Raw genomic sequence first — 21,055 nt, 5'->3', positions numbered from 1 at the left:
TATGAGACGGATTTTTGACTTAAGGACGCACTCATGCAGGAATTTGAGGTAGTAGAGGTCGCATCGAAAGCCTTTTCAGATCAAAAGCCAGGGACATCCGGGCTTCGAAAGAAGGTGCAGGTGTTTCAACAAGAACACTACCTGGAGAACTTTGTTCAGAGCTTTCTGAATGTAGTTCTAAAGGATGAACCTCGATTGATCGTCATTGGCGGTGATGGTCGATTTTTCAATTTAGATGCCATTCAGACGATCGTTGAAATTGCGGTTGCGAATGAAGTTCCTCAATTACTGATCGCTCGTGATGGTATCTTATCGACACCTGCGGCTTCTCATTGGATTCGAAAATACCAGGCAGATGCCGGAATTATCCTTTCTGCCAGCCATAATCCTGCGGGTGAAAATGGCGATTTTGGTATTAAGTTCAACGGTGCCAATGGTGCGCCAGCGCCAGAAGCCTTAACAACCGCCGTGTTTGAAACCTCTAAGTCCATTTCTTCTTATAAGCGCGCAAAGATTGAGGCGTTGGATCTGACTCACGATCAAGATATCTTGTTGAATCACACTCATGTGGTGATTCGGGATGGTATCGAAGATTACGTTCATCACATGGCGGCGCTGTTTGACTTTGATGCGCTTCGCGATGGCTTTGAATCAAAACAAATCAGTATTCTGTTTGATGCCATGAATGCCGTTACCGGGCCTTACGCAAAGCGCCTGTTCTTGGATGCGTTGGGGGCTGACGAAACGTCAGTGATTAATGCTGAAGCCAAAGCTGATTTTGGTGGCGGTCATCCGGATCCGAATCTGGTTCATGCGGCAGAATTGGTTGCGCAAATGAACACCGCAGATGCGCCTGTGTTAGGTGCGGCTTCGGACGGTGACGGCGATCGGAATCTGATTTTAGGTAAGCAGCAGTTTGTTTCGCCAAGCGATAGTCTGGCGGTACTGTTGGAGCATCATAAGCTGTTACCTCAATTTTCCGAAGGTATCTTGGGCGTTGCTCGTTCGATGCCAACCAGTACCGCAGTTGATCGCGTTGCTGAATCGCTTGGTATTGATTGCTACGAAACGCCAACAGGGTGGAAGTTTTTCGGTAATCTGTTGGACGACAAGCGCATTCAGCTGTGCGGTGAAGAGTCATTTGGTACCGGTTCTGACCATGTACGCGAAAAAGATGGCCTGTGGGCGGTGTTGGCTTGGCTGACGATTGTGAACAGTTTGAACAAGCCTGTGGCTCAGATCATGTCTGAACATTGGCAGCGTTTCGGTCGTTCTTACTATTGTCGCTATGACTTTGAAGGCATTGCCAGTGACTCAGCAGATGAGATGATAACGGCCCTGACTAAGTCGGTGACTTCTCTGGCCGATCAAACCTTTGGTAACTACCAAGTGAAACGTGCAGATATCTTTGAATACACTGATCCGGTGGATGCCAGCGAAGCGAAGAATCAAGGGGTGCGAGTGTTCTTTACTGATGGTTCGCGTGTGGTTTATCGCTTATCCGGTACAGGTACCGTTGGCGCAACGTTACGCGTTTATCTGGAGCAATATCAGGATGCGAGTGGTGACCTTCAGGGGGATGCCCAGGTCGTGACTCAGGAGTTAGCGGAAGTGGCATTAACCATTGCTAAGGTTAATGAGTTTTCTGGTCGAACCACGCCGGATGTTATTACCTGATTTATTTGGTTAGACACACGTAAAAAGCTGGGATTGTTAATGGTTAACAATTCCGGCTTTTTTATGTTTGATGTTCAGAGAGGTTCCCTAGATCTGTAACGGGTTATTGAGCTATGGTTATTGAGTTATGGCTTCCGGAAATAATACTCGCCAGTGTTCAAAGCCGCCGTCCATGCTGTAACTCATTTCAAAGCCTTGTTCTGCCAGATAAGCCGCTGCCGGTTGGCTGGAATTTCCGTGATAACAATAGACTACCAATGGTTTACTGAAATCTGCATCGGCAATAAATTGCGCCAGGTTGTTATTATCCAGTAACAGAGCATTAGGAATGTGACCGAGTTGATAGCTGCCAGGATCTCGAATATCAACAATTTGAGCGTCCTGATCATCAATCAATGTTTTTGCTTGTTGTGGTGAGATACGTTCAAACATGGAAATCCTAAATAATCAAGTTGAGAAGGGGAGTCGTCTAACTGCGTTTGTAGGCATCGCAGGGTAGACTGAATCTTTGTAAGTCTTCTAATCGTAAAGCGGTTAAAGCGCCGCCCCACACACAGCCGGTGTCCAGCCCGAACACTGTATCAGATTGGGTGTTTCCTTCCAGTGCCGCCCAATGGCCAAAGACGAGGCGTTGTTTCTTAAGTTTAGCTCGTCGGAAGTTAAACCAGGGCTGATAGCCTTCTGGCCAGTTATCGGCCGTTTCTTTTGTTTCCAGCTCCAGCTTACCGGCTTCATTACAGAAACGCATACGAGTGAAATAGTTAGTAATCACTCTCAGGCGATCCAGTCCTGTTAGATCATCCGACCAGGTATCGGGTTGATCTCCGTACATGTGCTCGAAGTAGCTCTGACGCGAGTCGCTTTGTAATACGGCTTCGACTTCACGACTGAGTTTAATGGCTTTCTTAAGATCCCAAATCGGTGGAATACCAGCATGAACCATAGTGAAGTTAAGTTTTGAGCTGTGGTGGACCAACGGCTGCTGGCAGAGCCAGTTCAGTAATTCGTCCCTATCCGGCGCTTCCAGGATGGCTTTTAACGAGCCTTTCGCTTTTTTGATGCCGTGAGCACAGGCCAATAAATGAAGGTCGTGATTGCCCAGTACGCTAATGGCTGACTTACCCAGAGATTTAACGTATCTGAGTGTTTCCAGTGATTTCGGGCCGCGATTAACCAGATCGCCGGCGAGCCACACCGTATCTTCTGATGGATCAAATTCGATGAGATCCAATAACGCAAGCAGTTCATCGTAGCAGCCTTGAATATCGCCAATCGCGTATGTACTCATAGTCCGATTACTTAGTCTCTTATCCGTAGATTGCTTCAGTTAGCACGTTACTGGTTAGTGAATCATTGCTGAATGGGCGAGGCGAAACGGTGCGATGGGAGCAACAAATTGCGTGCCGTCTTCCCGTTCAAAAATGTAGTAGCCTTCCATGGCACCTACTGGTGTCGCGATGGCCGTACCACTGGTGTAGGTGAAGTCTTCTCCTGGCGCGAGGTTAGGCTTTTGGCCGACAACGCCTTCGCCTTCAACTTCGTGTACTTGTTCGTTACCGTCAATTATCTTCCAATAACGAGACAGTAATTGCGCAGGCTCGTCACCGTTATTGGTGATGCTGATGGTGTAGGCAAAGACAAAACGCTCTTTGGCCGGATCAGATTGTTCTTCGACAAATTTTGTTATTACGTGGATGCTTATGGCATCCGACGTCGGTAGCTTGTCTGCGTTAGATAGCTTACTCATGTAATTTCCTGTCACTGTTGCACGTAGCGTTGATTGCAGTGTATCTGTGTCATTGACTGATAATGTTGGTGATTAGGACAGTGCGTCACTGATCGCCACGTACTCAGCAACCGAAAGCGTTTCCGGTCTGGCGCCAGGGTCAATGCCTAAGGCTTCGAGTTGTTCCGATGTAATTAAGCCTTTTAGGGTGTTTCTTAAGGTTTTACGTCGTTGACTGAACGCCTGACGAACCACGTTTTCGAGCTGTTTAACGTCTTTTGCCGGGTGTGGTAATTCTTTGTAAGGAACGAGGCGAATCACGGCAGAATCTACCTTGGGGACGGGGTGGAAACATCCCGGTTTCACAATAAATAAAGACGCCACCTGGCAATAATACTGAACCATGATACTTAGGCGGCCATAGTTTTTCTCACGAGGGCCTGCTGCAATTCGATCCACCACTTCTTTTTGCAGCATAAAGTGCATGTCAGTGATGCGGTCGTGATAGCTTAATAGGTGGAAAATCAGTGGCGTTGAAATATTGTAGGGAAGGTTACCCACAACTTTCATCGGTTTGTCTTCGGTTAATTGAGAAAAGTCGAATTCCAGAGCGTCCCCTTGATTGAGCTTAAATCCGGGATAGACGCTAAACTTACTCAACAAGATGGGGATAAGATCGCGATCCAATTCCACGACATTCAGATGACCTTCGGTGGCTTTTAAAATTCCTTCGGTGATGGCCCCTTGTCCTGGGCCGATTTCAACCACATTGTCGCCGGGTTTGGCGGATACGGCCGCCAAAATGTTATCAATGATACGGTGATCATGAAGGAAGTTTTGGCCAAAGCGTTTTTTGGCGCGGTGTTGAGAATCTGATGACATGAAGTGTCCTAACGAAGAATCTAAAAGAGTGAACAAACGCATGAGCCGCAAAGCTCAAATCAGTATCCCATAAATGTGTGGATCTATGCTGGTAGATTTAAGCGCGTTGACGTTTTGCTCTGGCTGCCGCCATTTTATAACCGTAATCGATGGCTGTTAAGAGACTGCCTTGATCAGCAATGCCTTTTCCGGCCAAATCCAATGCTGTCCCGTGATCTACTGAGGTACGGATGATAGGTAAGCCTAGTGTAATGTTTGCGGCATTACCAAAGCCTTTGTACTTCAGCACCGGTAGGCCTTGATCATGATACATTGCAAGCACGGCATCGGCGTGTTTTAAGTATTTGTCCGTGAATAGCGTATCTGCAGGTAAAGGCCCGGTTAACTGAATGCCTTCACTTCGAAGTTGGTGCAGGGTGGGTTCGATAATTTCAATCTCTTCCATGCCTAAATGTCCGCCTTCACCGGCATGTGGATTTAATCCACAGACATAAATATGGGGGTTCTCGATACCAAAATAACCCTGTAAATCCTGATGGGTGACGTGAATGATTTCTGTCAGCAGCGAAGGTGTAATGCTGTCGGCAACGTCTCTCAAGGGTAAGTGGGTGGTTACTAAGGCCACTTTAAGACCTTGCGTGGCCAGCATCATGACCACTTTCTTAGCCCCCGTGAGTTCTTCTAGAAACTCGGTATGGCCTGAAAACGGAATGCCGGCATCATTGATCACACTTTTCTGAACTGGTGCGGTGACCATGCCTTGGTAGACGTCATTCATACAGCCCTTGGCGGCATGAGTCAGAGTATCCAATACGTATTGTGCGTTTTTGGTGTTCAGTTGGCCATGAGTGGCAGCTTCTGTCAGCGGCACATGATGAATGGATAAGCGCTGTTCAAAGGTGGTCAGCGGCACTTTAGCTTGCTGTTCTAACCAAGCCTGATCTCCGATCAGGGTGAGATGGAGATCCGGGTATTGGTGAAAAAGCTGCTCAAATGGCAGTTGCGCTGAGAGCTCTGGGCCGATGCCAGCAGGTTCTCCGGTGGTGATAGCCAGTTTAATCACGGTAACGACCTCTTGAGCGTTTCTCTTATCCGATAACGATTACAGCTTGACGTCGATGTAGGCTTCGTCTTTCAGTTCCTGAAGCCAGTTTTCCAGTTCGTCTTGGAACTTACGTTTTCTTATAAAATTCTTGGCGATGGCTTTCTGGTATTGAGAGGCCATGTTTTCGCTCTTACGTTCAAGCACTTGCAGAATGTGCCAGCCAAACTGGCTTTCAAACGGTTTGCTGATCTCATCAATTTTGGTGTTGTGCATGGTTTTGGCAAAGCTGGGCACCAGCTCTTCACCGCTCATCCAACCTAAGTCACCGCCATTGACTGCTGAGCCGGTATCGTCGGTATGAGTTCGGGCAAGATTGGCAAAGTCAGCACCGTCCATCAGTTTTTGATAGAGATCGTCAGCAATTTGCTTCGCTTGGCTGGAATCACGAATGATGTTTGGTTTGATCAGGATATGACGAACGTGAGTCTTCTCAATGATGAAGTCGTCACCACCTTGCTTATCTTCAAGCTTCAAAACGTGATAACCGATGTCACTCTTAATCACGTCACTCAATTCGCCTTTTTTCATGGTGGAAATGGTTTCGGCGAAAAGACTTGGGATGTTCTGAATCTTTGCCCAACCGATAGTACCTGAACGGTAGTCCGGGAATTTTGCAGCTAGGGTCTCAAAGCTAGTAGCTTTTTGGCGCCAGAACTTAATGACGGCTTGTGCTTTTTTGTGAGCGTCAGCAACGGCTTCAGGCGAAGCGCTGGCTGATACGGGAATGGTGATATGTGCAATCTTGTATTCAGGTGCAATTTTCTCTTTGCCTTCATCGGAGCCCAGAAACGCCTGAACTTCCTGATCGGTAATTTTAATTCGACGATTCACCAGATTTTGACGAATACGGCTGACAATCATTTCACGCTTAATTTGCTCACGAGCATTGGCATAGCTGGTCCCTTCCGCTTCAAGTGCGCCTTTAAACTGTTCAAGGGTCATACCGCTTTTTTTGGCGATATTAGCAACAGATTGGTTTAGCTCTTGATCGCTGATTCGAATTCCGGCTCGTTGCGCCATTTGTAGCTGAAGTTCTTCAACCACCAGTTGATCCATGACCTGCTGGGTTAGAACGTGTTCCGGAGGAAGAGGGCGGCCAGAATCCAAAATTTGAACTTTCACCAAATCAATACGATCAATCACTTCGCTTTCCATGATGATGTCATTGTTGATTTGTGCGGCTACACGATCCAAGGGTTGCTTGGCGGCATAGCTGTCATTGGAAAGAGTTAATCCTGATGTCAGGATTGCCATTGAAAACGCAAAGGCAGAAACGGTCTGAGCCAACGTTTTTAACCCTGAGCTTTTTTCCCCAGATGTGATGTCTTGGTGTGTCTGGTGAATAGAGTGATTGAGCTTAATAGTCATAAATGGTCCGTTGGTTAATACCTTCGATTAATTCTTGAAGCAGATCTTCGGTGGAGCTGCCTGTGCCTGCTAAACCTTTCAATTCAAACATAAAGAAGATGCCGTTATCGAACTCGTCACGTAGCTCGGTTACACCATTCTTTTCTATCACTTCTTTGTCGCCTGTGTAGTAGTTACGATAAACCACCGACGCTCTCCAGCAGCAGGTATTGTATTCAACACCGTTCATGATGTCCGAGGTGCGATCCAACGTCAGGTCGTACTCCCAACGATGGAAAAGGCTCCAGAAAGGTGTGACCTGCCATCCGGTGGAAAATTCCAAAAATTCTTCCCGGTTCGCCAAGCCGTCCTTTTTCTCGTTGTAACGAAGTGTCGCTACATGATCTTTGTCTTGACGATAGAGAATACCGTGGCTACTGCGCTCGGTTTGATTAAGGCGATCGCTCCATTCAAAGTCAAATTGATAAGACCAACGACTAAACGGGCTGTAACGGATTTCGCCCACATAATTAGACATGTCGTAGTCGTTATCGGTATTGGTTTTGACTTCATCGTGGTTATTGGTGAGATCTACTTTGCGGTCTTTCAAATAGACGATGGTGCCGGCACGCGCTTGCAGCGTTTGATTGCCATTGTCATCGATCAGGCGAGACGTTACGCCGAGGCTGACCTGCGAGGTATCCCCCACACGGTCACTGCCGGTAAAGCGATTTGGTTTAAACAATTGGTTAAAGCTTAAGTCAGCGACTTTGGCATCAAAAATAGGGATGTCGTCTTGGTTCTCGTAAGGAATGTAGGCATACATCACCTGAGGTTCCAGCGTTTGCAAGAAGCCTTGTCCAAACAAAGAGGTGGAACGTTCGAAGAACAAACCACCAGTAACGTGTGCTGACGGCAGTGTGTAACCTGCAGAGGATTCAAAGTTTTGTTCGTCGTAGCCGTTTAATTTGTATTGGCTGGCATACACTGACACACCTGGCGTTAAGAAGCCCCAGGTTTTGCGTAAGTCGTAATCTAGCGTGAGTTCAGTCGCCCCTCTCATGGCCGAACTAACAGACGTTGCGTGTTCGATTGCGTTTAAGTCTTCTTCGGCTCCAACACGATCAAAGTAGGAAGTTTGGAGGAACAGCGACGGACGCCAAGCACCGAAGTCTGTCCATAGGCCGGAAATGGCGAGATCCGGAAGGGTTTTATATTGATCGGAATCAACTTCGTCTTTATCGGTAATTTGATAACTGCGCAGCTGTGTACTGATCGAAATATTTTCACCAGCCCAGCTGGCTTTTGCGGTTTGATCTACGGTTCCGTCTGTGGATCGTTTCAGTAGGCCACCAAAGTCCGATATGTAGTCGTCATCACTGACTCGATTGAAGTTAACTTCGGTTTTCCAATCGTTGATTTTACCTAAGTGATCGTAATGGAACGACCAGCGATCTTCGCCAGCTGGCTCTCCTGAAAGTTGACGATCATCTTCCGATGGGTAATCGTCATCGCTACTAAGAAACCCACCACTGAAGCGGTTTATGCCCCATTCGTTGAGATAACGGAATTCGCCTTCCAGCATTTCGCCACGATTTTCAAAGTACCTTGGCGTTAAGGTAGCATCGTAGTTAGGGGCTAAATTGATGTAAAACGGCGTAGACAGAGAACTTTCACCCGATTTCAACTGGAAAGATGGGTATAGGAAACCTGTTTTACGTCGATCATCCAGCGGGAAATTCATCCAGGGGATATAGAATACGGGTACATCTTGGATCTTAAGTTGAATGTGAGACGCTTCACCCCAGCCTTCTGCAAAATCGAGCTCGATGTCTTCGGCATGCATTTTCCAAGCATCGCTCGAAGGTTCGCAGAAGGTGATATAGCCTTCGTCCATCTCCACGTATTGAGTGTCGCCGAGAAAATCAAAATTCAGAGTGTTGGATTGGCCCCGTAAATGGGCATCTGCCACGGCAAACAGCGCATTGTCGAGCTGTCCTTTGTCTTTGGTCAGATCGACCATGGCTTGGTCGCCAAGCATGCGCACACCGGAATGACTGATCAGCACATCACCAAAAAGACTGGCCTGGTTGTTTAACTTATCATAACAGGCGGAGCCTGACAGACTTTGACTCTTCTGCTGAGTAATTACTACGTTGCCATCGAAGCGGCTGGTTTGTGCTTGAGAAGAACCCAACACTTGATCCGCTTCGATACTCACCGGCGCTTCGGTGTTGTGTTCGATGTTTTGATTGCGTTCTACATAAAACCCGTCACAACGCGGTGAGGCTTTTGCTTGCAGTTCTGCAGGTAAGTCGGCTTTTTTTACCCATCCGAGTTTATCGGTGTAATTTAATATCTCACCGTAATCCGTTGAGGTTATCTCTGGTGACAGTTCGCAAAAATTAGGTGTTTTAGCTGTCTCACCGGTGTTATTAGCGTTATCGGTTTGGGCTGTGGCCGCAACGGCTCCCCCCATAATGACTCCGCCAATTATTGAGCGAATAAACAGTGCTGGCACTAACCTTGATCGTACTAATGAGGCCGTTGGCTGGACGTGTTTAACTGAAGTGTTACCTTGTTGCGTAGCCAGTTCATTGGATGGCTGACGGTGGGTTCGTATCTTCATATAAAGAGTGATAAGGTTAGGTGATTACCAGTATTGAAATTTTTATGGCTTGGGATTCTATACTGAATTCAGGTCAGCTCCAATTCATCCTACGCATAATCGTCCAAATAAATATGTATTCAGCGCGAATTTTTCATCTTGGCCATCAGTTAATGAGTGAGGATTTCTCATGACCCGCCATCAGAGCATCAATGAGCAAGAGCAGCTGTGGCTGGAAGAAAGCCTCGCGTGCTTGTCGGTGAAAGGTACTCCAGAAGTTGAAGCGCTTACCGGTGATGCCAGTGCTCGACAGTATTTTCGGGTGAAGCTGTCTGGTCGGAGTTTCATTCTGTGTAAAAGCCTGGATTTGGACAGTAATGCCCGCTTTCGTCGGGTTTCTTCGGCCTTAGAACATGTAGGGGTCATGGCCCCCTTGGTGTTTGCATTCGATGATGAACTGGGGTTGATGTTGTTGTCTGATCTTGGCAATACCCTATTAATTGATGTTTACCAGATGAACGCGCACAGCCAGTCTTACAGCGTGTTACATCGGGTGCTGAATGACCTATTGCGCTTGTCGCAAATTTCCGATGAGTTACTAATAGACGATGATTCTGCTGGTGGTCGTGTTAGAGGCAGTCTGGCCAGTTATGACGAGAGCTTGTTAAATCGGGACTTCGGATTGTTTACTGAGTGGTGTATTGGCAAAGCCTTAGGATTGACACTAAGTGATCAAGAACAAACCTATTTACAAGCTTTGGCCGATGGTTTCGAGCAAGCCTTTGCTGAGCAACCTTGGGTTTGGGTACATCGTGATTTTCATTCGAGAAATTTGATGCTCACCGATAACGACATTGGGGTGATTGATTTTCAGGATATGGTGAAAGGCCCGATTTGTTATGACCTAATCTCGTTGATTTACGATGCCTATTGGCAGTTTCCTCAACAAACTAAGCAGACGGTGGCGGTCGATTATTACAAGCTACTGACGTCAGAAGGGTTGATCTCTGTCTCTGAACAAGCGTTTCAGTGCTGGGTTGCGATGACCGCGATGCAGCGTTTGATCAAAGTGCTCGGAATTTTTTGTCGTTTGGCATTAAGAGACGGTAAAACTGGCTATCTGGGGGATTTGCCTATGGTGATTTCGCACATTAACGAAATTCACCAAACACATACAGACGCTTTGCCATCGGGCTGGTTAACATTGTGGGAAACTAAGCTGATACCTGCGTTGACGGTATTTTTAGAAAAATGATGTTTGCTGAGTAATATGTAGCAACTCTGTTTAGGTTAATTCATGAACGAACAATCAAACGGTTCTGATATGGCACCGGTCGCCATGATACTTGCCGCAGGCAAGGGAACGCGTATGCGCCCTTTGACTGATCATTGTCCCAAACCTTTGTTGTCGGTATCGGGTCAACCTCTGATTGAGTGGCATTTGCAAAAGTTAAAAGCGGCGGGTGTTCATCGTGTGGTGATCAATGCTTCGTATTTGGCAGAGAAAATAGACGAGTACTTTTCTCAGCGCTCGGACGATGGATTAATCATTGACGTCATTAATGAGGGTGCGGAACCGTTGGAAACGGCCGGTGGCATTGTTAATGCGTCAGCTCTGTTGGGAAAGGATGCGTTTATTCTAATCAACGGCGATGTTTGGATTGATTTGGATTATCAGGTATTGGTCGAGAAAGCCCGTCAGCTGACAACTGATGAACCAACTACATCTGCAAATCCACTGGGTGAGTTGGTGTTGGTTCAGAACCCTGATCACAACCCTGAGGGGGATTTCTCAGTGTCTGAGCAAGGGTATTTGCAGAATAAGTCGTTAAATGAGCTTTGTTTAAAAGTACCTGGTTTAAATGAGTCTGGTTTTGAAGCGCCAAGTTCATTGAGCTACACCTACAGTGGTGTCAGTATCTTTCATCCTTCATTGTTTAAGTCTTTATCCAAACATTCAGGAGCGCTTGGACCTTTCTTACGGCAATGGGCGGATCAATCCTTATTACGAGCTTCGGTCTACGACGGCTATTGGTTGGATGTGGGAACGCCAGAGCGATTAAGAGAACTCGACACTGCTCTGACATTGGATGCTGTTCATGGCTAAGTGGTTGGGGCTATTGGTCGGTGCTTTGCTGGGCAATGCTCTCAATACAGCCGCGTTGATCTTATTATCCTTGTCTGGCTATCTGTTTGGCGTGTGGTTAGAGCGTCGTTCCGACCCTATCTTGCGTCATCGTAAGTACCTGTCCAAAGACCATGAAGCCTTTCAGCATTTATTGCATCAATCGACTTTCTTGATGATGGGGTATCTAGCGAAAGCCGACGGTCGTGTCAGCGAACAGGAAATTGCGACGGCGGAGGAGATTTTTGATTCCTTTCATTTTGACAGCGGTGGTCGACAAGAGGCCATCCGCTTGTTTAACGCCGGTAAGCATCCGGAATTCAATCTCGATAGCATATTAAATCCATTAGCCTCTGTGTCACGTCGGCATCGCAGTTTGATCAAGGTGTTTTTAGAGATTCAGGCGCGCATTGTGATTGCTGATGGTGGTATGGACACCGCACGAAGACGGCCTTTTATTATGATCGCTCGTCAGCTGGGTTTTTCCGAGCAATTGGCTGGCAACATTCTCCGTCGTATTCAGGCACGAACGTCTCAAGCTAAACCAAGTGACGCCTCTGGTTTGGATTTAGAATCCGCGTATGCGCTGTTGGAGGTGCCGCCCAATTGTTCCAAGCAAGAACTTAAACAGGCGTACCGCCGAGCTATGTCCGAGCATCATCCGGACAAGCTGATGAGCCAAGGGGCGACCGAACAAATGATTGAAACTGCCACCGAGCAGACTCAGTTGATTCAAAAAGCTTACGAAGCCATCACAGCCGTTAGAAAGTAAGTGGTCAGATGTCAGCTCACTCGCTTAATTACGGAATCGAGTGCTACTGAATAGGTTGTTCTTCGCCGGGGGCGTTCTGAGCCAACCAGCCTCTGACCCGTTTTACAATTCTATGATGCTCTGTCCAAGGATCGTTGACCGGACGAGTAAAGAGTTGCTGAAATGCCGGTAATTGTTTTCGGCGAGCAATGTTTGAACGCTCTTTGGCTTGGCGTTTGGGAAGCTCATTCGATTGACTAACGATGTCTAAGATCGGCAAATTTCCAAATTCCCCGAGACGGGTATTGATGAAGTCCTTGTCCGTTTCAGTGGTCGGTAGTTTGGGGTTGATCATCACAAGCGTAAACATTTGCTGTTCGGATGAGGATTCCAAATAACTGACCGCCCAGCTTGCGCCAATGCCTTGGCCAATGATGACAATGTTCAATTGGCCTCGGTTGATTAACTCCTGAACAGCGCTGCCAATGCGTTGCATGGTGATTTCTTGAGCGCTTGGTTTATCATCTTCTGAATCCTTACTGGCTGTTTCAGCAGAATCATCGGTTCCAGCTTCTGATGTTGCACTGTCTTCTGTTGAAGTGTCAGAACCGGTGTCCGCTGAGTCGGTGCTTTCTTTGTTCTCGTTAGCTTCGTTTTCGTTGGCTTCAGTGTCAGATTCATCTGCCTCTTCATCAGCCTCCGGCGGGTTCAGTGTGAAATCTGCAGGATACTTAGGCCACTTACGTTCCGGTAATGGGGTCGTGTCGGCTTCAGGAATTGCGATGGCTAAGGTATTCCAACCGTAATCCGGTAGATATTTGCGAAGCGGCGCAATCAGACGGTTGTTGTCTGGATGAGAGTCTTCATCATGAAGGATCAAGACCGCACCGAGCGGTTGGGCGGTGTTGTATTCCAGAAAGAGCCCAATGAATTCTTCGTCGCCTGCCTGCAGTTTCAGGACTTCACGGTCATCGACTTCTTTGAGTAAGAGATCAATCTTGGTTCGATCAGAAGATGGGCGAGGTCGTTTGATCTCACTCCAATCTTTGGTCGTTAACGTGACTTTTGGTTTTTGTTGTTCGTCGCTGTCGTCGGACGATTCTTCAGTCGCCGTGTCTTCACCTGATGTTTCTTCCGATGCGGTGGTTTCGGTAGATGACTCGGAACCCTCTTCTGCATACAGGGGAGAACTTATTCCCAAAGCAAGAAACAAAGTAAAGAGGAATATCTTGCCAAGCATTTCTTTAGACAATTTTGCCTCAAGAATGCTTAGTCTTCCTGTGAATGTTTGATGACGGGTAGAAAAGTTTGTTTTGGTCATAACGGGTTTTTGACGTTCTGATAAATATTTAGAGTTTATACAAGAATCGAGCCGTTTTTATTAGTTTCTAACGCATCTTTTGAGCTGAAAGCTAATGTCGGCTGGGGTAGAATGCTGAGCTTATTGCACAGCCAACGCCATTGAGGTTAATTCATGAAGTCATTTAAGATCGCACCATCAATTCTATCTGCCGATTTTGCTCGCTTGGGGCAAGATGTGGATGCTGTTCTAGAGGCAGGGGCAGATATTGTCCACTTTGATGTGATGGATAACCACTATGTACCTAACCTGACCATTGGCCCTATGGTATGTAAGGCGTTGCGCGATTACGGTGTTACCGCACCGATTGATGTGCACCTGATGGTTAAGCCGGTGGATCGCATCATTGGTGATTTCCTTGAAGCGGGTGCGTCTTACATTACTTTCCACCCTGAAGGTTCTGAGCACATCGACCGCTCTTTGCAGCTGATTAAGAGTGCGGGTTGTAAAGCCGGTTTAGTGTTCAACCCGGCAACGCCTTTGCATCACATGGATTATGTGATGGATAAACTTGATATGGTGTTGTTGATGTCAGTGAACCCAGGTTTTGGCGGTCAGAAATTCATCCCTGGCACCTTGGATAAACTGCGTGAAGCGCGTGCCAAGATCGATGCCTCTGGTTTGGACATTCGTCTTGAAATCGACGGTGGTGTAAATACCCAGAACATTCGTGAGATTGCGGCGGCCGGTGCCGATACCTTCGTCGCAGGTTCAGCAATCTTTGGTGCTGATGATTACAAAACCGTCATCGACGAAATGCGATCTGAATTGGCTAAGGCTGGAACAAAAGAAGCGTAACATGACGAGCGTATCAAACGACCTTCCAACGCGCTTACCGAGCGCTATTTTATTTGATCTTGATGGTACACTGCTCGACAGTGCATCTGATCTGACCTACGCCATCGGCGAAATGTTAGAGGCTCTTGGTTATCCAAAGGTCGGAATTGAAAAGATTGTTACCTGGGTTGGCAATGGTCTGCAAAAGCTGATTGAACGCGCTTTGGTGGATGCTAAATTGAATCTGTCTGAAATGTCGGACATCTACCCGAAAGCGAAACAAGTGTTCGATCGCGCTTATAATGAAGCCTGTGAAACTCCGAGTGGTTTGTATCCTGGTGTGCGCGAACTGTTGAGCTATTGCAATGAGCAAGCACTTCCTATCGCGTTAATTACCAATAAACCAGAACACTACACGCACATGCTGTTGAACGGCTTAGACTTGGCTTCTCATTTCGGTGCGATTATTGGCGGCGATACCCTGGCGGAGAAAAAACCGTCGGCATTGCCTCTGTTGCATGCGGCCAAAACTCTCAACGTAGATATTACTGACTGTTGGATGGTCGGCGACTCAGCCTCTGATGTTGAAGCGGCAAAAGCGGCTGGCTGTCCGGTGGTCGGATTAACCTACGGTTATAATCATGGTCGCCCGATTTCGGTGGAAGCGCCGAATTGGCTATGCGATTCACTAAAAGAGTTGCAAGACAGGTTAGTAAACCTTTACTCTCAGTCTTCTGCGCTCGTTTAATCTTTTACCTGTCTTGATTATCAGATTGGCTTTGATAATACCTGGACATTGTCAGTCCTGATGGACTGACACAAACACACTAATTTAGCACTAATTGAAACCCATAATTGAGTAGATAATGGACAAGCAAGAATTCTTAGCGTTTGCCCGTGAGGGCTATAATCGGGTTCCTGTGTATCGTGAGATCACAGCCGATTTCGATACTCCGCTGTCAACTTATCTTAAGTTGGCTGAAGGAGCTTACTCTTACCTCTTTGAATCGGTACAAGGCGGTGAGAAGTGGGGACGCTACTCAATTATTGGCTTGCCTTCAAAAACCTTGCTTAAGGTTTCCGGCTCGAACATTGACATCATTGAACAGGGTAAGGTGACAGAGTCTTTCATCAAAGAAGATCCTCTGGATTTTGTTGAAGAGTTTCGTGAGCGCTATAAAGTGCCAGAGCTTGAGGCGTTACCTCGATTCCACGGTGGTCTGGTGGGCTACTTCGGTTACGACACGGTTCGCTTTATTGAAAAGCGTTTGAAAGATTCCGTACCTGAAGATGATTTGAATACGCCGGACATTCTATTAATGGTGTCTGATGAATTAGTTGTCTTCGATAATTTGAAAGGCAAGCTGCAGCTAATCGTTCATGCCGATCCTTCTGACGCAGATTCCTTCGAACAAGCCCAAGCCCGCTTGGATGAGTTGACCGAAAAGCTTCGCAAACCACTGCCTACAAAAATTCGTAATCGTTTGTCAGCGGACAATGCGCCAGGCAATGACATCGAAGAGAGCGACTTTAAACCGCGCTTTGAACAAGACGATTTCATGGCATCGGTCGAGAAGATTAAAGAATACATCCTGGCCGGTGATGTGATGCAGACGGTGATCGCACAACGTATGTCGATTCCGTTTGAAGCCGAGCCAATGAATCTTTACCGCGCATTGCGTTGTCTGAACCCTTCTCCTTATATGTACTTCCTGAATTTGGGAGAATTCCATATTGTGGGCTCGTCGCCTGAAATTCTGGCGCGAGTTGATCATGGTGAAGTGACGGTACGCCCAATTGCGGGTACGCGTCGTCGTGGTCATACCGAAGAAGAAGATCTGGCACTAGAGCAAGAGTTACTCGATGATCCAAAAGAGATTGCTGAGCACTTGATGCTGATCGATTTAGGTCGTAACGATGCCGGTCGTATTGCAGAAATTGGCACCGTCAAAGTGACCGACCAGATGGTAGTTGAGCGTTATTCTCATGTAATGCACATTGTATCGAACGTCACCGGACAACTAAAAGACGGCATGAGTGCCATGGATGTTCTTCGTGCGACCTTGCCGGCGGGCACATTGAGTGGTGCACCGAAAATTCGTGCAATGGAAATCATTGATGAATTAGAGCCTGTGAAACGCGGTATCTATGGCGGTGCTGTGGGCTATGTCTCATGGCAGGATAATATGGACACCGCTATCGCCATTCGTACCGCTGTGATTAAAGACAAAACGCTTTATATCCAAGCCGGTGCTGGTGTGGTGGCCGACTCTGTTCCTCGTCTTGAATGGAAAGAAACCATGAATAAAGGGCGAGCGGTCTTTAAAGCGGTTGAGATGGCCACCAAAGGTCTCGTTTAGAATTGGGTTTAACAGCACTGTCCATTCGATAGTGCTGTATTTGGCTAGGTTTAGCCTCGATACAGAATTTAAGGCAGGACATGCTCATGCTAGTCATGATTGATAATTACGACTCCTTCACTTACAACGTGGTTCAGTACCTAGGTGAGCTGGGCGCGGATGTACGAGTTTTTCGTAACGATGAAATCACCATCGAAGAAATTGAAGCCATGAAACCGGATCATCTGGTAGTTTCACCTGGTCCATGTACCCCAAATGAAGCGGGCATCTCAGTAGAAGCCATTAAACACTTCGCAGGAAAGCTCCCGATTCTTGGTATTTGTCTTGGTCATCAAAGTATTGGTCAGGCGTTTGGTGGCGATGTTATTCGTGCCGGAGAAGTGATGCACGGTAAGACGTCTCCGATTCGTCATTTGGACAGCGGTGTCTTTGAAGGCCTAGAGCAAGACTTCAATGCCACGCGTTACCATTCGTTGGTGATTGATAAACACACCATTCCTGATTGCTTGGAAATTACCGCGTGGACTGAAAACACGGACGGCAGCATGGACGAAATCATGGGCGTACGTCATAAGACGTTGTCGATTGAAGGTGTGCAGTTCCACCCTGAGTCGATCTTGACTCAGCATGGTCACGATATGCTTAGAAACTTTTTGAAACGCACTAATCACTGAACGTCAGACTTTTGAGAACAAAGGTTTGAGAACAAAGGTTTGAGAATAGAAGCTGAGTAAGGCTCGCTAGAAGGGAAAGACATGGACATTCAACAAGCGTTATCCAAAGTTGTAGATCGAATTGATTTATCCACCGAAGAGATGCAGTCGGTGATGACCCAGGTAATGACCGGTGAAGCTACGCCTGCCCAAATCGGTGCGCTATTGATGGGGCTTCGCATGAAAGGCGAAACCATCGAAGAAATTACCGGCGCAGCAATGGTCATGCGTCAATTGGCCTCAGGTGTCAAAGTGACAGGCGAGCATGTAGTCGATACCTGTGGTACCGGTGGTGATGGTGCCAACCTGTTTAACGTGTCGACCGCTTCTGCGTTTGTAGTGGCTGCGGCTGGTGGTACGGTGGCGAAGCATGGTAATCGTAGTGTCTCCAGTAAGACGGGCAGTGCCGACTTGTTGGAAGCGGCGGGCGTAAACCTACAACTGGATTCAGAACAAGTAGCACGTGCGGTGGAAGAAATCGGTGTTGGCTTCATGTTTGCGCCGGCCCATCACGGTGCGATGAAGCATGCCATTGGCCCTCGTAAAGAAATGAAGATGCGGACCATCTTCAATATGTTAGGTCCTCTGACCAACCCGGCGGGTGTGAAGAATCAAGTGATCGGCGTATTTAACAAAGCCTTGTGTCGTCCGCTGGCCGAAGTGCTTAAGAACCTGGGCAGTGACCATGTGCTGGTGGTTCACTCGGATGATGGCTTGGATGAAATCTCATTGGCGAGTAAGAGCTTCGTGGCTGAGCTTAATAATGGTGACATTACCGAATACGAAATCACACCGGAAGAGTGTGGCATTGAAAGTCAGACTTTGATTGGGTTGTCCGTCGATTCGGCACAAGAGAGCTTAGCGCTAATTAACGACGCATTAGGTAAGCGTGAAACGGAAGCGGGCCAAAAGGCGGCTGACATCATTGCACTTAATGCGGGGGCTGCTATTTATGCAGCAGGGCTAGCGGCCAACCTTAAAAATGGCGTTGAAATGGCACAAGACGCTATTTACAGTGGCCTGGCCAAAGAAAAAATGATTGAACTGGCAAGCTTCACCGAAGCTTTGGCCTAGGACATCTTTGAAATAAGTGAGATCTATGAACACTCCTACCATTCTGACCAAAATTGTGGATCGTAAGCGTGAAGAAATAGCTGAACGCTCCAAGGCAGTCTCTTTGGCAGATCTGAAAGCCATGTCTCAGGACATCGCGCCTGCACGTGGCTTTGTGAAAGCCATTCAAACCAAGCTGGATCAGGGCCAATCGGCCGTGATTGCCGAGATCAAGAAAGCGTCGCCGAGCAAAGGTGTGCTGCGTGAAAATTTCGTACCTGCGGAGATCGCTAAAAGCTACGAGCAAGGTGGTGCGGCGTGTATGTCGGTACTGACCGATGCGGATTTCTTCCAAGGTCATGAAGACTATTTGAAACAAGCGCGTGCGGCGTGTTCATTACCTGCAATTCGTAAAGATTTCTTGGTGGATGAGTATCAGATCTACGAAGCTAAGAGCATTGGTGCTGATTGTGTGTTGTTGATCGTGGCGTGTTTGTCTCAACAGCAATTGGCCGATCTGACTGGTTTGAGCCATGAATTAGGCATGGATGTGTTGATCGAAGTGCACGATGGTGAAGAGCTGGATGTAGCTCTGACGGTGGATAACCCGCTGGTGGGCATCAACAACCGTAATCTGCACACTTTTGACGTGTCATTAGACAACACCTATCAGTTGTTGGATCGTATTCCTGATAACCGTATTGTGGTGACAGAAAGTGGTATTCATACCACAGCCGATGTAGCAGACATGCGTGCGCATCAGGTGAATGCCTTCTTAGTGGGTGAAGCCTTTATGCGTGCTGAAAACCCGGGTGACGAGTTGGCAAAACTGTTTGTTTAATCGCACGGTTTAGTCGAACGGTTGAATTGTGCTGTTGAATTGAGAAAGGCGCTGCTGAATAAGTCGCGCCTTTTTTCGTTTCTGAATTGACCTTATCTGGCAGTCTCCCTACCATTTGGCTTCCATTTATCCTAAATCGTGAATTTTCTTATCCCTTCTTTTTATTTTGTGTGGAGCAAGTATGAGTTATCAAGGCACCTTTTATTGGTATGACTATGAAACCTTTGGTGCCGATGCTCGGGTGGATCGTATTTCTCAATTTGCGGGGATTCGTACCGATGCCGATTTAAACATCATCGGTGAACCGGATATGTTCTACTGTCGTCAGGCGGAAGACTATCTGCCTGATCCGATTGCTTGTCTTGTTACAGGCATTACGCCGCAGCAGGCTAATCGTGAAGGGCTGTCGGAAGTGGAGTTTGCACGACGAGTTCATGATCGTTTCAGTGAACCGGGCACTTGCGTCTTAGGCTATAACTCGATTCGTTTTGATGATGAGTTTACCCGTAACCTGTTCTACCGAAATTTTATCGACCCTTATGCTCGCGAATACAAGAACGGTAACAGCCGTTGGGATTTGATCGATGTGGTGCGTTTAACCCATGCGTTGCGTCCTGAAGGCATAGAGTGGCCTAAGAAAGAAGACGGAACCACCAGTTTTCGACTGGAAGAGTTAACTGTAGCGAACGGTATTGTGCACGAAAACGCGCACGATGCGTTATCAGACGTCTACGCCACCATCGCGATGGCCAAGTTAATTAAAGACAGGGTGCCTAAATTATTCGATTACGCATTCTCACTCAGAAGTAAGCAGACGGTCTTTGATGCTCTGGCGGTGGGGTCGAATAAGCCTGTGCTGCATATCTCCTCCATGTTTGGTGCAGAGCGTGGTTGTATGGCGTTGGTGCTGCCATTGTGTGCCGATCAGACTAATGCCAATGCAATTCACTCTATTGATTTGTCGTTTGACCCTGATCAGCTGGAAGGCTTGTCGGTGGAAGAGATTCAACGCCGCGTGTTTACCTCGCAACAAGAGTTAGGTGAAACACCACGTATTCCGTTTAAAACCATCCATGCCAATAAATCGCCAATGGTGGTGGCAGCGAAGATGATGACAAGTGAGCTTGCAGAGAAATGGGGGCATGATTTGAATCTCTGTCGACAGCATTGGAAAAAGTGGCAGTCCAAAACGCATTTACTACCAATCATTCAGCAAGCCTTTGCTTTTGAAGGCAGTGAAGAAACTGATGTGGATCGTATGATCTACAGTGGTTTCTTTCCCCGTCGTGATAAAGAGGCTATGGATTACATTGGACGCTCTGATATTGAACAGCTCGACCCTACGTCGTTTAGCTTTCAGGATGTCCGTTGCCCAGAGTTACTGTTTCGGTGCAGAGCGCGAAGCTTCCCTGATGCCTTATCAGATGAAGAGCGCATGAAATGGGAGCAGCATAAATACCGAGCCTTGATGGAAGAAGGTTATGGTGCACCGCGTTGCTTAGCTAATTACCCAGAGCTTCTTAATAAGGCACATGTAGAGTTCCAAGATAGAGCGGATGCGCAGTTTTTGCTCGAAGAGTTGATGCTCTATGCGCAATCCATCGCGCCTTTTGATGCGTTCTAACCAAAGTGGGGTGACGGTGTAGTTTTTGGTGCACGCTATCGTGCACCAAATTGTTGTTTGAGATTAGGAATAGTGCATCTTTTTTGTGGAACGAATCGAAAATAAG

19 protein-coding genes are annotated in these 21,055 nt (G+C 47.2%); 11 read left to right on the top strand and 8 right to left on the bottom strand.

Annotated elements, in window-relative coordinates; genetic code table 11:
- Window positions 1-33 precede the first annotated feature (33 nt).
- The gene (locus ACFOEK_RS07180; RefSeq protein ID WP_386718283.1) at window positions 34-1,677 is read left to right on the top strand and encodes an alpha-D-glucose phosphate-specific phosphoglucomutase; all 1,644 of its coding nucleotides are present in this window, start codon (window positions 34-36) and stop codon (window positions 1,675-1,677) included.
- A 117-nt stretch (window positions 1,678-1,794) separates the two neighbouring features.
- Here the strand turns inward: ACFOEK_RS07180 and glpE are convergent, their stop codons facing one another.
- The 7 genes from glpE to ACFOEK_RS07145 form a co-directional block, all read right to left on the bottom strand.
- Window positions 1,795-2,109 carry a thiosulfate sulfurtransferase GlpE gene (gene glpE, locus ACFOEK_RS07175; RefSeq protein WP_386718280.1) on the bottom strand — a complete coding sequence of 105 codons (315 nt, stop codon included), beginning with the start codon at window positions 2,107-2,109 and terminating at the stop codon, window positions 1,795-1,797.
- A gap of 37 nt (window positions 2,110-2,146) precedes the next feature.
- Entirely contained in the window at window positions 2,147-2,965 is an 819-nt protein-coding gene (locus ACFOEK_RS07170) for a symmetrical bis(5'-nucleosyl)-tetraphosphatase (protein ID WP_386718277.1), read from the bottom strand.
- A gap of 54 nt (window positions 2,966-3,019) precedes the next feature.
- Window positions 3,020-3,424 (bottom strand): Co2+/Mg2+ efflux protein ApaG, encoded by a 405-nt coding sequence (apaG, locus tag ACFOEK_RS07165; RefSeq protein WP_386718274.1) that lies wholly within the window; start codon window positions 3,422-3,424, stop codon window positions 3,020-3,022.
- Window positions 3,425-3,496: 72 nt separating this feature from the next.
- Window positions 3,497-4,285 (bottom strand): 16S rRNA (adenine(1518)-N(6)/adenine(1519)-N(6))-dimethyltransferase RsmA, encoded by a 789-nt coding sequence (gene rsmA, locus ACFOEK_RS07160; protein WP_386718271.1) that lies wholly within the window; start codon window positions 4,283-4,285, stop codon window positions 3,497-3,499.
- A 97-nt stretch (window positions 4,286-4,382) separates the two neighbouring features.
- Window positions 4,383-5,348 carry a 4-hydroxythreonine-4-phosphate dehydrogenase PdxA gene (gene pdxA / locus ACFOEK_RS07155; protein WP_386718268.1) on the bottom strand — a complete coding sequence of 322 codons (966 nt, stop codon included), beginning with the start codon at window positions 5,346-5,348 and terminating at the stop codon, window positions 4,383-4,385.
- A gap of 39 nt (window positions 5,349-5,387) precedes the next feature.
- Complete coding sequence (locus tag ACFOEK_RS07150) at window positions 5,388-6,758, bottom strand: peptidylprolyl isomerase (protein ID WP_386718265.1); 1,371 nt, start codon at window positions 6,756-6,758, stop codon at window positions 5,388-5,390.
- Window positions 6,748-9,366, bottom strand: a complete 2,619-nt coding sequence (locus ACFOEK_RS07145) for an LPS-assembly protein LptD (RefSeq protein WP_386718262.1) — start codon at window positions 9,364-9,366, stop codon at window positions 6,748-6,750. Before ACFOEK_RS07145 ends, ACFOEK_RS07150 begins: the two co-directional genes overlap by 11 nt.
- A 169-nt stretch (window positions 9,367-9,535) precedes the next feature.
- On the opposite strand from ACFOEK_RS07145, the gene ACFOEK_RS07140 reads away from it, so the two are divergent.
- From ACFOEK_RS07140 to djlA, 3 genes are read left to right on the top strand one after another with little or no spacing between them, the layout of a single operon-like run.
- On the top strand, window positions 9,536-10,600 hold the full coding sequence (locus ACFOEK_RS07140) for an aminoglycoside phosphotransferase family protein (protein ID WP_386718260.1): 1,065 nt from the start codon (window positions 9,536-9,538) through the stop codon (window positions 10,598-10,600).
- Between the two features lie 42 nt (window positions 10,601-10,642).
- Complete coding sequence (locus ACFOEK_RS07135; protein WP_386718258.1) at window positions 10,643-11,452, top strand: nucleotidyltransferase family protein; 810 nt, start codon at window positions 10,643-10,645, stop codon at window positions 11,450-11,452.
- Window positions 11,445-12,242 (top strand): co-chaperone DjlA, encoded by a 798-nt coding sequence (gene djlA / locus ACFOEK_RS07130; protein ID WP_386718255.1) that lies wholly within the window; start codon window positions 11,445-11,447, stop codon window positions 12,240-12,242. Before ACFOEK_RS07135 ends, djlA begins: the two co-directional genes overlap by 8 nt.
- A gap of 43 nt (window positions 12,243-12,285) precedes the next feature.
- On the opposite strand, the gene ACFOEK_RS07125 is transcribed toward djlA, so the two are convergent.
- Window positions 12,286-13,542, bottom strand: coding sequence for a DUF3530 family protein (locus ACFOEK_RS07125; RefSeq protein WP_386718252.1), 1,257 nt, complete (start codon window positions 13,540-13,542; stop codon window positions 12,286-12,288).
- 153 nt (window positions 13,543-13,695) lie between these two features.
- Here ACFOEK_RS07125 and rpe point away from each other — a divergent pair, with 153 nt between their 5' ends.
- The 7 genes from rpe to sbcB all read left to right on the top strand — a co-directional run bounded on the left by rpe (window position 13,696) and on the right by sbcB (window position 20,949).
- Window positions 13,696-14,379: a ribulose-phosphate 3-epimerase gene (gene rpe, locus ACFOEK_RS07120; protein WP_386718249.1), complete on the top strand. Its 684-nt coding sequence runs from the start codon at window positions 13,696-13,698 to the stop codon at window positions 14,377-14,379.
- Window position 14,380: 1 nt separating this feature from the next.
- The gene (locus tag ACFOEK_RS07115; RefSeq protein WP_386718246.1) at window positions 14,381-15,106 is read left to right on the top strand and encodes a phosphoglycolate phosphatase; all 726 of its coding nucleotides are present in this window, start codon (window positions 14,381-14,383) and stop codon (window positions 15,104-15,106) included.
- A gap of 118 nt (window positions 15,107-15,224) precedes the next feature.
- On the top strand, window positions 15,225-16,718 hold the full coding sequence (gene trpE, locus ACFOEK_RS07110) for an anthranilate synthase component I (protein WP_386718243.1): 1,494 nt from the start codon (window positions 15,225-15,227) through the stop codon (window positions 16,716-16,718).
- Between the two features lie 86 nt (window positions 16,719-16,804).
- Window positions 16,805-17,392 carry an anthranilate synthase component II gene (locus ACFOEK_RS07105; RefSeq protein ID WP_386718240.1) on the top strand — a complete coding sequence of 196 codons (588 nt, stop codon included), beginning with the start codon at window positions 16,805-16,807 and terminating at the stop codon, window positions 17,390-17,392.
- An 81-nt stretch (window positions 17,393-17,473) separates the two neighbouring features.
- On the top strand, window positions 17,474-18,505 hold the full coding sequence (gene trpD, locus ACFOEK_RS07100; RefSeq protein ID WP_386718237.1) for an anthranilate phosphoribosyltransferase: 1,032 nt from the start codon (window positions 17,474-17,476) through the stop codon (window positions 18,503-18,505).
- 25 nt (window positions 18,506-18,530) lie between these two features.
- Window positions 18,531-19,325 (top strand): indole-3-glycerol phosphate synthase TrpC, encoded by a 795-nt coding sequence (trpC, locus tag ACFOEK_RS07095; RefSeq protein ID WP_386718234.1) that lies wholly within the window; start codon window positions 18,531-18,533, stop codon window positions 19,323-19,325.
- A gap of 181 nt (window positions 19,326-19,506) precedes the next feature.
- Window positions 19,507-20,949: an exodeoxyribonuclease I gene (gene sbcB, locus ACFOEK_RS07090; RefSeq protein WP_386718231.1), complete on the top strand. Its 1,443-nt coding sequence runs from the start codon at window positions 19,507-19,509 to the stop codon at window positions 20,947-20,949.
- Window positions 20,950-21,055: the final 106 nt, after the last annotated feature.

Source organism: Litoribrevibacter euphylliae (assembly GCF_042646085.1).
In the GTDB taxonomy this organism is placed as follows: Bacteria; Pseudomonadota; Gammaproteobacteria; order Pseudomonadales; family Litoribrevibacteraceae; genus Litoribrevibacter; species Litoribrevibacter euphylliae.
Note: the sequence above shows the minus strand (reverse complement) of the source record. Positions and strands in the feature narration are given on the sequence as shown.